Here is a 13487-nt window from a genome sequence, read left to right on the forward strand (position 1 = left end):
AACGCTACGAACCGGCCTGCCCAGGTGGTTGTGTGGAAGAGCGGCGCACGACGGCGCCGCGCCACCGTAGGAGTGACCATGACCGGCGCAACACCTGACTACTTCACTGCCTTCAAGAACATCGCCTTGAGCCGCACGGACTCCGGAGTGCTGACCCTGCGCTTCCACACCGACGGCGGCCCGGCCACCTTCACCGGTCAGCTGCACACCGACTTTCCCCGCGCCCTGTTCGAGATCGGCGAGGACCGCGACAACCGGGTCCTGGTGCTGACCGGCACCGGGGACCGCTTCATGACCGAGATCGACGGCGCCAGCCTCGGGGACATCACCAAGCCCGCGCAGTGGGACCGCACCGCCGCCGAGGGCCGCCGGGTGATGCAGCGCCTGGTCGACCTGGAGATGCCGATCGTCGCCGCCGTCAACGGCCCGGCCTCCGTGCACAGCGAATACGCGCTGCTGGCCGACATCGTCATGGCCGCGGACACCACCGTCTTCTCCGACTTCCCCCACCTGACCTTCGGTATCGTGCCCGGCGACGGCATCCAGATCGCCTGGGAGGAGGCCATCGGCGTCAACCGCACCCGCCACCTCACCCTCACCCAGGGCTCCTTCACCGCCGACCAGGCCGAACGGTGGGGTGCCGTCGCCGAGGTGCTGCCGCTGGAGCGGGTGCTGCCCCGGGCCCAGGAACTCGCCGAGCAGATCGCCGCCAAGCCGCAACTGCTCACCCGCCATCTGGCCGTCACCCTGCGGCAGCGGATCAGCCGCCGCATGGCCGAAGGCACCCAGCTGGGCATGGCGCTCGAGGGCCTCACCGCGGCCGACCTCGCGTACCGAAGCGGGGCCGGGGCGTGACCGCCGCCGACTGCTGGATCGGGGCCCTGCACGACTCGTCCGAGCGACTGGGGCACGCTGTCGCCGACCTGCCACCCGACCGGCGCCCCCGCCGCCAGGTGATCGACCGGCCAAGGTCCTGAGGGTGTCCTGTGCCAGCGAACCTTGACCGATTGTCACTGAAGTTTGACCGCTTGGGTGGGGGTGTGACTGAGCACGCTGGTTGGCCACTTCGGCGCTCATTGGGGCAGCTTGCGCACCATGAACACGTCTATCGGATCCTCGGTCTCGACGGTGAACCCATGCCGTTCATACAACCGTCGGGCCGGACTGCCCTGCAGCACGTTCAACCGGACGAGGACACCGCTGCGGTCACACCGCTCCAGTAGCTCGCGCAGCACGCCCGAGCCGATGCCGTCGCCCTGAAGATGCGGGGCCAGGTAGAAGTGCTCCAGCCAGTGGAAGCCCTTGGCCGGTCGCAGTGCCACGCAGCCGGCGAACGCACCGCCCACCTCGATCACCCAGGTGTGGGCCGGGTCGAATCCGTCTCGCAGCCGCTGCCGCACCCGCTGCGCGTCGTACCGCCCGAGCCGGTCCAGATCCGCCCGCAGCACCATCGCACGCAACTCGGCCACCGCCTCGACGTCCGACACCGATGCCAGCCGAATATCCCAGTCCGCCATGATCGCCACGCTATCGCGCCGGGCTTCTCCTGGTCTCACTGCTCCGTTGGCTCCACGGCGTGACGCGAATGCGGCCAACTAGCTCCGTATTTCGCGGGTCACTCGTTCAGGTCTCTGGCCAGCGGGGACGTGTCGGTTCCAGGCCGAGGAGGTCGAGCAGATGGAGTTGCACGCCCTGGCTGACGACGATGGTGGGCGGGTCGGTGGCGCTGCCGACCCGCAAACGGAGGCCGGAGAGTTGGTAGAGGATCATCCGTCCGGTCGGTTAATTTTTGACCCTGCGTACCGGGTGAGCCGCTCGCTGTGACTCAGTGGCGGTGGCGATCGGACGATGAGAATCCTGGAGTTGCTGTCGAGGTCTCGGGGAGAGCGAGCAATCGGCCCGGAGAAGGCTCTGGCCGGCCTCGGCCTCCTCGACGACGCCCTCGCCCTGGACCTGCGCAAACCCCAGGACTACTTCCACCGCGTGTGGTCCACCGCCTTCCGCGCCACCGCCCTCGCCGAGGCAGGCACGGAAAGCGACGAGGCGAACGAGTACAGCGATACGTGCACAGCCGAGGACATCGATCCCGAACAGGACGTCGCATGAACACCGCCACCGTCCCTGCACCGCGCACGGCCGCGGCCCTGGCAGCCCGTCGCCGGAAGACCGAGGCCGCCCTTCAGCGTGTCCACCAGGCCATCGCTCGACTGCGGCGCGAGAAGGCACAGGTCAGCGTCGCCGGCGTCGCCCGCCGCGCGGACGTCTCGCGCACCTTCCTCTACGACAACCCCGAGGCCAGAGCCGCCATCACCGCGGCGATTTCCCAGGCCGGCGAACGCCGGCCCCGGATGCTCGCCGAACAGGACGACGAGCGGGAGGCGACCTGGCGCGAACGCGCGCTGAACGCCGAGGACGCCCTCAAGGCCGCCCATACCGAGATCCTCGCCCAACGCACCCGCATCGGTGAACTCCTCGGCCAGATCCGCGACTTGCGAGCCGAGTGGACCGAAGAGGCCATCCAGCGGATCACCACCGAGAACACACCGCTCAAGCTGCGAGTCCGCCAACTCACCACCGACAACCGCACCCTCGACGAACGACTCAAGGCCGCCCGCTCCAACCTCCGCTTCCAAGACCGTCGTGTCGCCGACCTCGAATCCCGCCTCGCAGACCCGGAACCAAGCGCCTGATCCCGATCTGGCGAAGGCCGTGTCGTCACTGTGTTCGATGGGCGACTCATGGCCTTGATAGGTTCGCCACGTGCAATTCATGGTGATCACGCAGCGATACAGCGACCAGTTCAGCGACGAGGACTTTGCAGCCGTCCTGCCGCAGGAGACCGAGACGGTTCGAGAGCTCTACGCCGATGGCACACTCCGTCAGATCTGGCTGCGGGGGGACACCCGAGGTGCTTGCTTCCTCCTCGAAGCCGAGTCGCTGAGTGACGCCGAAGCCGCTGTGGCTGCACTTCCGCTGGCACAAAAAAAGATGTCGGACTTCCAAGTCATTCCACTGCGGCCATACGGCGGATTCGGTCCCCGCTGACCCAAGCCCTGCGGCTTCAATCTCACGGCCCGTCCACCGCCACGGTGGACGGGCCGTTGCACGAGACCACCCGGACGAGCTACAGCAACGGCCCCAACTCGCCGTCGCCGACATGTAGTCTGTGAATCGTCGCAGTTCAGAGCCGGTATCCGAGCTCCTGCGGTCGGTGATGTCGAGAATTAGCCGAGCGCGAGTCTGGTCTCGGCCCTGCAGCCGTCGAACCTTGCACGGCTCCGCTGGTCGGGTGGGCCGGGGGGAGACTCCCTCGGGCCACCCGACCAATGTCGGACTGCCATGTTCAGAACGACACGGAAGCGGGCTTCGCCGGGCACCATGCGCTCGTAGGCGGGCCGTCGCTGTTTTGGTCGAACACCGCCGCCACCTCCCGTTATTCGGGATGCGGTGCCGCGGTGAGCTGCGTGCTCGTCTGCCAAAGGCGGAGCCGGGCTGTGGTGTCGTACGCCTGGGCGTGGGCGTAGGTTTCGCGGGTCCGGTCGTAGAAGCGTCCGGTGATCCCGGCGAGCGTGGGGTCGGTGATGAGGCGGCTGGTGGCCGCTACGCCTTGTTCCAAGGTGTCGATGCTGTGGCCGACTTCATCGAGGACGATCTTCGTCGGCATGTAGGTGGCCGGGTGGAGGCTGTTGACCGTGACCTCGCCTGCGGGGATCCGGGTGGCGAGATGGAGGCCGCACATGATCTGGGCGAGCTTGCTCTGACCGTAGGCGCGCATTCCGGAGTAGGTGCGCTCCAGCATCAGGTCGTCGAAGTCGATGGGGTGCTGGCCGATGGAGGCGACGTTGACGATGCGGGCGGGTGCCGATGCTCGGAGCAGCGGGAGGAGTTCGAGGGTGAGCAGGAATCCGGCGAGGTAGTTGACAGCGAAACGTAGCTCGTGACCGTCGGCACTGGTCCGGCGGGTGCGGCCGTCGGGTTCGCCGCCGCCGATCCCCGCGTTGTTCACCAGTACGTCGAGTCGGCCTGTCATCGCGCGAACCTGGGTGGCCATGCGACGCACCTGGTCGAGGTCGCCGAAGTCCGCAGTGACGGTTCGGGGCCTGGTTGCGCCGAGTGTCGCGCACCGGCCCGCGATCCGGTCGAGCTTGGCCCGGGTACGGCCGTGCAGGATCAGGTCGGCGCCGTTGGCTGCCAGGTCTTCGGCCAGGGCCCGGCCCAGGCCGTCCGTGGCGCCGGTGATCAGGATGGTGTGGAAACCGGTCATGGGGTGCCTTCCGAGCTGCTCGTCAGGGTGGCGGTGAGGTCATCGATGAGGTCGTCGTCGACGGGCTGGCGAGTGGCCAGGAGGCGGTACCACAGGGCGCCGAAGACGATGTCCAGAGCGGTGGACGGGGTGGGACGGGAGGGCAGATCGCCCCGGGCGCGGGCACGGTAGCGAGGGTGGCCGCCGCGCGGCACCGATGCCCGGCGTTGCCGAGGGCAACGCCGACCGCGCCGCCTCCTGGCATCTCCTCAGGACTTGGTGCAGGTCGGGTGCCTGGTTGTGCCCGCGATCCGTGCGGAGTGCCGATCCGGCGGCGGTGGGCGGCGAGCAGGCGAGCGAGGAACTCGACGATGCGGCGCGGGACGCCGAGCGTGGCAGCATAGGTCACCAATGTCGAGCCTCTGGTTCTGACGGAAAATCTTGTAGCGGGAACTGTCCTATCAGCGGCTGTTTCCCTGAACGCGCGATGCGGGAGCCAGTGTGGCCGAGATGCCGATAACGACCACCTTCGTCAGCACACCGGCTACGGTGCTTCGCTCGTATCGGGCGTGCGCCCGGCGCGGGTACATCCAGCGCGTGGCCATCACTATCGGGCTTGTGGCGGCCGGCGCTGCCGCGGTGGTCGCCGGACTCGCCGGAGTGCCCGGCGCTGTCCGGCTCGGCGTGGCACTGGCGGTCTCGGGAGCGGCGTTCTTCCTGCTGCGCGAGCGTTCCGTCCGGCGTCAGCTGGCGCCTTACCTGAAGGGGGATCGGGAGGTCACCATCACCATGACGGACACGGAGTACCGCACGCAGGGCCCGGACCGGGCGACTTCCCGGACGTGGACGACGTTTCGGAGTGTCTCGCGCGTCGGTGACTTCTGGGTACTGCGCGTGTCCCCGCAGATGGCCATGGGCCTGCCCGTCTCGGCGCTGGACGAACAGCAGACAGCCGCCTTCCTCCAACTGCTGCGGGAAAAGGGACTCCACCGAACCACGTCCCCCTGATGCGGCCGTCAGGGCCATGGACCGCCAGGATCGGCCCGGGATGAGCGTCAATTACAAGTTGACGATTGGGGATCGTCAACTTAAGATTGACGCATGAGCCCACTCGACATCAGCCTCGCCGACCTGATCGCCCGGCTCGACGAGGAACTCCCCAACGCCAACGAACTGGCCCGCATCAGCGAGGCGCGACTTCGCGCCCAGACACTGTCCGACCTCGGTGACCAGCTCATCGACCACTACGTCAGCAAGGCAAAGCAGACCGGCGCGTCATGGACCGAGATCGGCGATGCCATCGGAGTGTCCAAACAGGCCGCGCAGCAACGCCACGCGCCCGCCGCGTTTGAGCGGTTCACCAACCTGAACCGGCACAGCATCGTGCTGGCGCAGGAGGCCGCCCGAACGCACAAGCACCACTTCATCGGCACCGAACACATGCTGCTCGGCCTGCTCGGCGAACCGCGGGGCCTGGCGTACGAGGTGCTGGTGGCGAAAACCGAGTCGGAGCAACGCATCCGCGACGCGATCGAGGAAGCGATGCCGCCGGCCGGGGAGAAGGCGCTGCGGGGGCACATCGCGTTCCGGCCGGAGAGCAAGGAGGCCATCGAACAGGCACGCCGCGCGTCAGCCGACCTCGGCCACGACTGGGTCGGCACGGAACACACGCTGCTGGGCCTGATCCGCGCCGAGGAGAGCCCGGCCGCGCAGATCCTGCGCAACCTCGGCTTCACGTCAGACGAGTTGCACGAGACGGTCAAGACCGAGATCACCAAACGGCTCGCCGCGCGCGACAAGTAGTAACGTCCAGCGGCAGGTCCCGGTTGTCGGCCAGCTCGTATATCTGCCCGAGCACCGAGCGGGGTGCCTCGCCCACCGACACGGCGTACGACAGAAGCCCACGCACCGCGATCAGCACCCCGTTGATCCGCCGTTCCTTCCGGGCCGGCTCGGCCCCTGGCCCCAGCACCACCGAGGCTGGTTCACCGTCCGGCGTCGACGGCGTGTACTTCAGCCAGACCATGAACAGGCCCATGTCCCGGGCCGCTTGCGGCCATTGCCGCCCCGTGATCCGGCACCACAGCAGGTACAACGCCACGCCCTCGGCGTACGCCTTCGTCGTCAGCTCGGCCCGGCTCCGACCGAACCGCAGGAACCGCAGCCACTGATCTGCGACCCACACCACCTCGAAGTCGTCGTCGACGACCGTCCAGTACCGAACTCCCGACGGCAAATCCACAGGAAAGGCAGCAATGCAACTCCATGACCTGACGGTTGATGCAACAACCCGCCACAGAGCCACACCCCCCGAGAACGAGTCTCAGAAGATCGACTTACTGCCCCCACACAACGTCACACCACACCGGGCTTACCCCCAGAGAAGCAGGACGACGACGGCCGCGGCGTCGACCTCCACCCCGTTCGAAACGACGGCGCTCTACCCTCTGTGAACCGCGTTCCACCCTCTGATAGGCAGCTGACCTGCAAAGAAGCGGCGCGGTTCGACCATCGGGCGAAGAAGGCGGGGTTTTCGGTCACCCACCGCATCCTGGCTGCCGGCCCAGCACGTCGGACACCCGGCGCCACCGAGTGGGCAGGACCCTGACCTGCGTGTGAGAATTGGGTACTGGATCACAGTTCGGTGTCCGAGGCCCGCCCGTCGCTGCATGGGGGAGCGGGCGCATCACCTGACGTCCCCTCCCACTGATCCCATCGACACGCTGGGAGGCTCTCTGTGAGCGAACGTCTCAATGCGTGGCCGACGCTGGTCTATGAGGACTTGGCGCCCATGGTTGACTACGTGAACCGGGTGGTACAGGTCGCAGGCAAGTACACCCTCGACGAGCCCTTCGAAGTCGGCTGGGGAAACACCGTCCTCGATGTCACCCCCCGGGGGCTCAGAACGCCAACCCTTCGGCAGCGAGGCGTGACCTTCACGGTGCACTACGGCTTGCTCGACGGTGGCGTGGTCATCGAGGCCGACAATGGCTCGCGGACGGTGCCATTGTCCAAGGGATCAGTCGCCATGTTCTATGCGTCCTTCTGCGATGCGGCAGACGAGCTCGGCATACACCGACCGCGCAGCTCGTTGATCTGCGAGATTCCCGATGCTCCGCCGCGCTTCGAGGACGATCACGTCGAACGCACCTGGGATGGCCACGCGGCCCGGCTGATCTGGACAGCGTTGAACCTCGCCGCTGACGGGCTCGAGGCGTGGCAGGCCCCCTTCCTGGGATACCGCCCCCGGGTCGGTGTGATGTGGGGCGGCTTCGACCTGTCCGCCACGCGTTACCGGGCGCAGCCCACCGTGCCGACGCCCCACCAGCCGCCGTTCATGGAGAACGCCCAGCTCGATGCGTACGTGTCGGTGGGATTCTCCTTCGGGGATGCCAAGGCGCCGAACGCCGGCATGTACGCGTACATCTGGCCCCAGCCGGACGGTCTCGGGGGCCGGTCCTGGGGTGTTGAGGGCGCCGCCTGGCATCCCGACGCCGGTCTGGTTCGTCTGCCGTGGGCCAAGCTCAGGGAGACAGCGGACCCTCACCAGGCCATTGTGGCGTTCGGTGACGCCGTCTACGATGCCGCCGTCGAGACGGCAGGCTGGCCGTCCAACCTCGTCGGACCCCGCGTCGAGGGTTGGTACATGAGCAGGACACCGCCCGCGCTCGTCCAGCACCAGCACGGCTGACTCAGGTCGAGATTCCTGACTCGGAAGACTGGGAGCGTCTCTAGAACTCTGTGTGTGCCTGTGGTTTCCAGGCTTTTCGGGCGCGGCGTGGCCGTGTGCGGTCGCCGGTGTGGGGTCCGAACCTCGGGGTCAGGGCCCAATGACTGCTAACCCGTTCCGCCGCACCCGCGTCTACTCCGGCAGCTTCACCGAGCTGGGCCTGCGCCACGGCCGGCGCCTCGGCCCCTGGGAGATGGCCCGCCGCCTCTGGCAGCGGGCGTACGCCGCGGTCCTCGCCCGCTGAGCCGCCGCCCCTCGCCCGAGGCGACGTTCGCACTGATCGCGGACTTCTTCGACGCTGGAGAGGGTCTTCAACTGTTGGGTGTTTGGCTTGAGCAGGCTGGTTGATGCTACTTCGTGTCATCGGTGCGGATCCTCAGGATCCGCCACTGCTTTCATCCTGGTTGGTTACGGTTTCCGTCGGCTTTGAGAGATGCGGGTGTTCCCCGTCTCGTCCTCGTCGGATGCCGACGAGCGTGGTCTTCCCGCACTTTCCCGGCCTTCCCGCACCCTCGGGGTGCGGGAAGGCCGTGTCTTTGTGTGATGGTCGGTCGTTAGGCCGATCGGAGTGCCGGGATGCGGCCGCTGCTGAAGATGACCGGCACAGGTACGGGATAGGCGGGGTGGCGGGCATGGCCAGGCTGATGGCGACGGCGACGTGCACCGCCTTCTCCGGTGTGCTGGAGGGCAGTGGTGAGCAGGTCGGGCAGCGTGTCCTGCTGGAACGGGTGGGCTTTCTGGCGGAGTTGAGCCGGGAGCTGGCCGGCGCTCTGGTGACCGCCCGATGGGATGAGGATTCCCTGGATGTGCTGGCCGCCGGGGTGGACGAGCGGGGCGAGGCACTGCCGCCCAAGGGGTGGATGGCGCTGCGCCGCCTGAACTGGCCCCAGGATGTGCCGTCCCCGGCGGGGGTGTACGTCTCGGACCGGGTGCGCCGGGGTGCTGAGGAGTATGCCGCGCGTACCCTTCGGCTGGCCCTGCACCGGCGCAGTATCGTGGCCGCGGTCCTGGCCACCTGGCCCGCTGATCCGCGGCGGCGCACCGAGGCGGAGTGGACGGCGCTGCGAAAGCTGTTGCCTGCTGGGGTGAGTGGTGCGGAGATCCGCAACCGCACCCGGCAGATCTGCGCGTATGTAACCGGGCACGGGAAGTTGCCCGCCGGGTTGTGCGTCCTGGAGGGCCCGCCGCAGGTGGCCAGGCAGGTGTTGCTGGCGGCGATGGACCGCCAGCAGGTCACCCTTCAGCGGGTGGATGAGGTCACCGCCCGGTTGCGGGTCAAGCTCCCCCTGCGGGCGGCCCCGGCCACGGGGCGGGACTGGGCCTGGCACGTGATCGACATCCGGCTGCTCGGCACCGTCACGGCGGACGCGGCGCTGCACACTCCGACCTTGCGCACCACCCGCACGGGCCGGATCGCCGTCGACCTGCCGCACTCCCGGCCCGCCCAGGCCACCAAGGCGACCGGCCATCGGGTGGCACTCGGTTTCGACTGGGGTGTCAACACCCTGCTCACCGGCGTCCTGGGCCGCCTGACCGGCCACGGCCCGGCCAAGCGGGTGGTCACCGACGGCCGTCCCCTGGTCTTCGACGCCACCACGGTCAGTGCCGCCCTGCACCGGCTGCGCGGCCACCGCGAGCACCTCGCCGCCAAGCGCGACCACTACCAGGCCCTCGCGGACGGGCTCGGCTCCCCCCACCCGGCCTGGGGCGAACACCTCGACCGGGCCCGGGTACTGGAGGCCGAGCACGGGCGGGTGTGTGCCCGCATCCGGCAGCTGAATGCCGCGCTGGCCTGGGCGGCGGCCCGCTGGGCCGTCGGCCAGGCGGCAGCGCTCGGCGCGAGCGTCATCTACCTGGAAGACCTCGCCACCCTGGAAGCCCGCGGCCACCGCAAGGGCAACGCCCGGCTGTCCGGGCAGGTGCGCGGCACGGTGGCCGAGGCGATGCGGCACCTGGGAGCGAAGGCGGGGATCGCGGTGGTCACCGTCCCGGCCCGGGGCACCTCCACACTGTGCCCCGGCTGCCTGAACACCCTCACCCACCATCCGGCCCCCGACCGGCTCGCCGAGCGCGGCTGGAAGTGGGCGCACTGCGCGCGGTGTGGACTGTCCATGGACCGGGATCACGCCGCCGCCCGCCGGATCGTCTCCCGCGGCCTGCTCGCCCAGGCCCACACCCTCACCGACCGCGCCACCGGCGCCCGGACCATCCGCACCACGATGGAGGGCACGGTGGCTCTGGTCCGCCGCCCGAAGAAGGCCACCCGCCGCCTGCGCCGACTACGCCGCGCCGAGATGACCCCACCCCGGCCGCGCGGACCGAAGGCCACCCCGGGCAAGGGGCACCCCACGCCCAGCAGGCCCACCGGCCCCCAATACCAGCCCGCCCGGCGTGCTGCCCCGGCACATGCCCCGGGCCCCACGACTTCCCGCCGTATGCCCGATGTGCGTACGGTCCCCGCCACCACCCCCACCACAGGGGCAGTCCAGCGTCCGGCGGGGCATGACACCCAGACACCAGCCGCCGTATCCGGGCCGGTGCCAGGTCATGGAGTACCCGCACCCCACCGGCCGGAAGATCTTCTTCCGGCCGGCCGGATGCGGCTCTCGAACAGAACCTGCCGACGGCGCACCCGCGCCGCCGAGCGGACCGGCTTCCACCACCTGCACGCCACCCAGGTCCACCCCCTCACCCCGAGGTTCGGACCCCACACCGGCGACCGCACACGGCCACGCCGCGCCCGAAAAGCCTGGAAACCACAGGCACACACAGAGTCCCAGAGACGCTCAACGCTGAGCTGCCGCCATCTTGAAGGCAGGTCAGGGGCCTGGTGTGACGTTGTTCGGGGGTGCTTGTGCCGGCCGGGGGAGGCAGTCTGCCGTGCAGATCGTCTGGCAGGGCGGTTTCGGGGTTTTCCGCTCGACGTCGCCGGTGTTGCTCGTACGATCCGGCCCATGACGGACCCCGAGGTGCTGGAGCGGATCGCCACGCGTCGTGCGGAGCTGGACGGACTCGAAGAGCAGTTGGCCAAGCAGCTGGAAGGCGGCCCGCACGAGGGTCTGCGAGGAACTCGACCTCGACCCCGAACCCGACAAGATCCTCAAGCGGACGCGGCGGCGTTCAGCGCGGAATCACCCAGCCCGGCGCCCAGGTCCCGGCGGCGTCGTGGCCGGCCGCTGTGGCGGCGAGGTGGGCGCGGAGAGTGGCCAGCGCTGGGTGGGGGTTGTCGCGGTGCCAGAGGAGCGAGTGCGGGTAGACGGGCGTCGGGTCGGTCACCGGGATGCGGCGCAGGCCGTGGCCGGCGGGCCAGACGAGGCGGGTCTGCTCGCCCATGAAGGTGGCCAGGGCCGGGGTGTCGGCGACGGTGTCGAGGAGCGCGTCGGAGCCGAAGTTGGGGCCGGTCGCCTCGATGGTGAGGCCGAACTCGGCGACGAGGTCGTCGTAGTAGGCGGCCCACTCGGTACCGGGGACGATGCCGGGCATCCAGATCCGGTGCCCGGCGAGCTGCGCGACGGTCACCGACCGGGCGCCCGCCAGCGCGTGGGCGGGGCCGGTGAGGAGCTGGAGCGCCTCGTCGAGCACCCGGACGGACTCGATGTCCTCGGGAAGGGGCCGGCCGGGCACGGCGACGGCGCGGAAGGACGCGTCGATCGCACCGGACCGGATGGCGGCGACGGCCGTCTCGATGTCGAACAGCCACACCACGTCGAGCTCGATCTCGGGGTGCGCGCGGTGGAAGCCGCGCATCAGGCCCGACGCCGCGCCGCGCGAGGCGATCACGTCGACGCGCAGCGGACGGCGGCCGGTACGCACGGACGCGACCGCGCGCTCGGCGACGCGCAGCAGCTCGCGCGCGTGGGGCAGGAACGCCTGCCCGTCGATGGTGAGCTCGGCGCCGTGCGCGGTGCGGGTGAACAGCCGCACGCCGAGGTTGCGCTCCAGCGCGGCGATGCGCTTGGAGACGGCCTGCTGGGTGACCGCCAGCTCGGCGGCGGCCTCCTGGAACTGCCCCGCGTCGGCGGCGGCGGCGAAGGTCCGGACGGTGTTGAGGTCCATGTCGACACCCTATGGGCACAACCATTGGTTGTGGCCAGGCGGTCCTGCGGTTGTTTGATCCCCGGGTATGGTGCCCGCTTTGATGCTTCCGATCGCGGATCGGTTGTGCGAGTGAGTGGCGAGGGGCGGCGGGCATGAGGAGCGGGCACCGGCTGGGACATCTGCTCGGACAGCGGCTGGGGCGGCGGTTCGGGTGGCTCTGGGGAGCGTACGGGACCAGCGCGCTCGGCACCTGGCTCGCCTTCGGCGCGTTCCCGCTGATCGCCATCCGGGTGCTGCACGCCGGACCGGCCGAGGTCGCCGCGCTCTCCTCCGTGGGGGCTGCGGTGGGCGCGGCCGTGGCGGTGCCGCTCGGCCCGTGGGTGGAGTTCCGCCGCAAGCGGCCGGTGCTGATCGCGATGGACCTGGTGCGGTTCGCGGCGCTGCTGACGATCCCCGCCGCGTTCGCGCTCGGCGTGCTCACCTTCCTTCAGCTCCTGCTGGTCTCGGTCGTCGTCGCGGCGGCCGACATCACCTTCCGCGCCGCCTCCGGCGCGTACCTGAAGACGCTGCTGCCGGCCGAGGACCTGCTCGTCGCAGGCGCCCGGTTCGAGTCCACGGCCTGGACGACCACGATCATCGGACCGCCGCTGGGCGGCGCCGCGATCGGGCTCCTCGGTCCGGTGGCCACGGTGGTGGCCGACGCGGTCAGCTACCTGCTCTCGGCCCTGGGCATCCGCGCGATGGGCGGGCACGAGCCGCTGCCCGAGCGCCGGGAGGCCGCGCGCATGCGGGCCGGGGACCTGCTCGACGGTTGGCGGTACATCCTCGCCGACGCGACGCTGCGTCCGCTGTTCTTCAACACCGCCTTGTTCAACGGCCTGGTGATGGCCGCCCAGCCGCTGCTGGCCGTCCTGATGCTCGGCCGACTCGGGTTCGCACCGTGGCAGTACGGGCTCGCCTTCGCCGCGCCCTCGATCGGCGGGCTGCTCGGTTCGCGGCTGGCCCGACCGCTCGTCACCCGGTTCGGGCAGCACCAGGTCCTGGTCGTGACCGGGGCGCTGCGCGCACTCTGGCCCGTCGGCCTGGCCTTCCTCGGGCCGGGCACCGGCGGGCTGCTGCTGGTGATGGGCGTCGAGCTCGGGCTCATCTTCTGCTGCGGGGTCTTCAACCCCGTCTACGCCACCTACCGCCTCCAGCGCACCGCGACCGACCGGGTCGCCCGCACGCTGTCCGCCTGGGCGGTGACGACCAAGGCCTCGACCGCGCTCCTCACGGCCGTCTGGGGCGCGCTGGGCGGCCTGCTCGGCCCGCGTACGGCCATCGGCCTGGCCGGCGTGCTCCTGCTGGCGACCCCGCTGCTGCTCCCCCGCCGCGCGGCAGCGCCTCTCTCCGAGCCGGAGCCGGCACCGAGCCGCACCTGACGGGCCGCCGCGGCCGTCACCGCGACCGGGCTGCGCCGCCCCTCTTCGGAGCGGT

The 13487-nt window shown here is 69.9% G+C and carries 15 protein-coding genes and 1 pseudogene; 10 read left to right on the plus strand and 6 right to left on the minus strand.

Going from position 1 to position 13487, the window contains the following annotated elements:
- Positions 1–78: 78 nt before the first annotated feature.
- Entirely contained in the window at positions 79–855 is a 777-nt protein-coding gene (locus OG747_RS50745) for an enoyl-CoA hydratase/isomerase family protein (protein ID WP_331743663.1), read from the plus strand.
- A gap of 218 nt (positions 856–1073) precedes the next feature.
- Here OG747_RS50745 and OG747_RS50750 read toward each other — a convergent pair whose 3' ends face one another.
- Positions 1074–1517, minus strand: a complete 444-nt coding sequence (locus OG747_RS50750; protein WP_331744996.1) for a GNAT family N-acetyltransferase — start codon at positions 1515–1517, stop codon at positions 1074–1076.
- A 106-nt stretch (positions 1518–1623) separates the two neighbouring features.
- The gene (locus tag OG747_RS50755) at positions 1624–1770 is read right to left on the minus strand and encodes a hypothetical protein (protein ID WP_331743660.1); all 147 of its coding nucleotides are present in this window, start codon (positions 1768–1770) and stop codon (positions 1624–1626) included.
- A 78-nt stretch (positions 1771–1848) separates the two neighbouring features.
- Here OG747_RS50755 and OG747_RS50760 point away from each other — a divergent pair, with 78 nt between their 5' ends.
- The 3 genes from OG747_RS50760 to OG747_RS50770 all read left to right on the plus strand — a co-directional run bounded on the left by OG747_RS50760 (position 1849) and on the right by OG747_RS50770 (position 3045).
- Positions 1849–2106 (plus strand): hypothetical protein, encoded by a 258-nt coding sequence (locus OG747_RS50760; RefSeq protein ID WP_331743657.1) that lies wholly within the window; start codon positions 1849–1851, stop codon positions 2104–2106.
- Positions 2103–2690, plus strand: a complete 588-nt coding sequence (locus OG747_RS50765; protein WP_331743654.1) for a DUF6262 family protein — start codon at positions 2103–2105, stop codon at positions 2688–2690. Before OG747_RS50760 ends, OG747_RS50765 begins: the two co-directional genes overlap by 4 nt.
- 79 nt (positions 2691–2769) lie before the next feature.
- Positions 2770–3045: a muconolactone Delta-isomerase family protein gene (locus OG747_RS50770; RefSeq protein ID WP_331744993.1), complete on the plus strand. Its 276-nt coding sequence runs from the start codon at positions 2770–2772 to the stop codon at positions 3043–3045.
- 388 nt (positions 3046–3433) lie between these two features.
- Here OG747_RS50770 and OG747_RS50775 read toward each other — a convergent pair whose 3' ends face one another.
- Together OG747_RS50775 and OG747_RS50780 are read right to left on the minus strand one after the other, a co-directional pair.
- A complete protein-coding gene (locus OG747_RS50775; protein ID WP_331743651.1) occupies positions 3434–4264 on the minus strand; it encodes an SDR family NAD(P)-dependent oxidoreductase in 831 nt (276 codons plus the stop codon).
- Positions 4261–4458, minus strand: a complete 198-nt coding sequence (locus tag OG747_RS50780; RefSeq protein ID WP_331743648.1) for a TetR-like C-terminal domain-containing protein — start codon at positions 4456–4458, stop codon at positions 4261–4263. The genes OG747_RS50775 and OG747_RS50780 overlap by 4 nt, the downstream gene beginning before the upstream one ends.
- A 382-nt stretch (positions 4459–4840) precedes the next feature.
- Here OG747_RS50780 and OG747_RS50785 point away from each other — a divergent pair, with 382 nt between their 5' ends.
- Positions 4841–5251 (plus strand): hypothetical protein, encoded by a 411-nt coding sequence (locus tag OG747_RS50785; RefSeq protein ID WP_331743645.1) that lies wholly within the window; start codon positions 4841–4843, stop codon positions 5249–5251.
- A gap of 93 nt (positions 5252–5344) precedes the next feature.
- A complete protein-coding gene (locus tag OG747_RS50790) occupies positions 5345–6046 on the plus strand; it encodes a Clp protease N-terminal domain-containing protein (protein ID WP_331743642.1) in 702 nt (233 codons plus the stop codon).
- On the opposite strand, the gene OG747_RS50795 is transcribed toward OG747_RS50790, so the two are convergent.
- Positions 6015–6479, minus strand: a complete 465-nt coding sequence (locus OG747_RS50795) for a hypothetical protein (protein WP_405886368.1) — start codon at positions 6477–6479, stop codon at positions 6015–6017. The two genes, OG747_RS50790 and OG747_RS50795, sit on opposite strands and share 32 nt — an antisense overlap.
- A gap of 501 nt (positions 6480–6980) precedes the next feature.
- Between OG747_RS50795 and OG747_RS50800 the strand changes: the two genes are divergently transcribed.
- The 3 genes and pseudogenes from OG747_RS50800 to OG747_RS50810 all read left to right on the plus strand — a co-directional run.
- Positions 6981–7934, plus strand: a complete 954-nt coding sequence (locus OG747_RS50800; RefSeq protein WP_331743636.1) for a DUF5996 family protein — start codon at positions 6981–6983, stop codon at positions 7932–7934.
- A 139-nt stretch (positions 7935–8073) separates the two neighbouring features.
- Complete coding sequence (locus OG747_RS50805; RefSeq protein ID WP_331743633.1) at positions 8074–8217, plus strand: hypothetical protein; 144 nt, start codon at positions 8074–8076, stop codon at positions 8215–8217.
- A gap of 1699 nt (positions 8218–9916) precedes the next feature.
- A pseudogene (locus OG747_RS50810) lies at positions 9917–10111 on the plus strand (zinc ribbon domain-containing protein); the annotation flags it as partial.
- 982 nt (positions 10112–11093) lie between these two features.
- On the opposite strand, the gene OG747_RS50815 reads toward OG747_RS50810, so the two are convergent.
- On the minus strand, positions 11094–12029 hold the full coding sequence (locus OG747_RS50815) for a LysR family transcriptional regulator (protein ID WP_331743630.1): 936 nt from the start codon (positions 12027–12029) through the stop codon (positions 11094–11096).
- A gap of 134 nt (positions 12030–12163) precedes the next feature.
- Between OG747_RS50815 and OG747_RS50820 the strand changes: the two genes are divergently transcribed.
- Positions 12164–13432 carry an MFS transporter gene (locus OG747_RS50820; RefSeq protein WP_331743626.1) on the plus strand — a complete coding sequence of 423 codons (1269 nt, stop codon included), beginning with the start codon at positions 12164–12166 and terminating at the stop codon, positions 13430–13432.
- Positions 13433–13487: the final 55 nt, after the last annotated feature.

The organism is Streptomyces sp. NBC_01384 (genome assembly GCF_045040035.1).
In the GTDB taxonomy this organism is placed as follows: Bacteria; Actinomycetota; Actinomycetes; order Streptomycetales; family Streptomycetaceae; genus Streptomyces.

Coding starts and splice junctions, on each gene's coding strand:
- OG747_RS50765 (WP_331743654.1), top strand. CDS start 2,103: ATGAACACCGCCACCGTCCCTGCACCGCGCACGGCCGCGGCCCTGGCA.
- OG747_RS50760 (WP_331743657.1), top strand. CDS start 1,849: ATGAGAATCCTGGAGTTGCTGTCGAGGTCTCGGGGAGAGCGAGCAATC.
- OG747_RS50805 (WP_331743633.1), top strand. CDS start 8,074: ATGACTGCTAACCCGTTCCGCCGCACCCGCGTCTACTCCGGCAGCTTC.
- OG747_RS50750 (WP_331744996.1), bottom strand. CDS start 1,517: ATGGCGGACTGGGATATTCGGCTGGCATCGGTGTCGGACGTCGAGGCG.
- OG747_RS50820 (WP_331743626.1), top strand. CDS start 12,164: ATGAGGAGCGGGCACCGGCTGGGACATCTGCTCGGACAGCGGCTGGGG.
- OG747_RS50745 (WP_331743663.1), top strand. CDS start 79: ATGACCGGCGCAACACCTGACTACTTCACTGCCTTCAAGAACATCGCC.
- OG747_RS50770 (WP_331744993.1), top strand. CDS start 2,770: ATGGTGATCACGCAGCGATACAGCGACCAGTTCAGCGACGAGGACTTT.
- OG747_RS50775 (WP_331743651.1), bottom strand. CDS start 4,264: ATGACCGGTTTCCACACCATCCTGATCACCGGCGCCACGGACGGCCTG.
- OG747_RS50815 (WP_331743630.1), bottom strand. CDS start 12,029: ATGGACCTCAACACCGTCCGGACCTTCGCCGCCGCCGCCGACGCGGGG.
- OG747_RS50790 (WP_331743642.1), top strand. CDS start 5,345: ATGAGCCCACTCGACATCAGCCTCGCCGACCTGATCGCCCGGCTCGAC.
- OG747_RS50755 (WP_331743660.1), bottom strand. CDS start 1,770: ATGATCCTCTACCAACTCTCCGGCCTCCGTTTGCGGGTCGGCAGCGCC.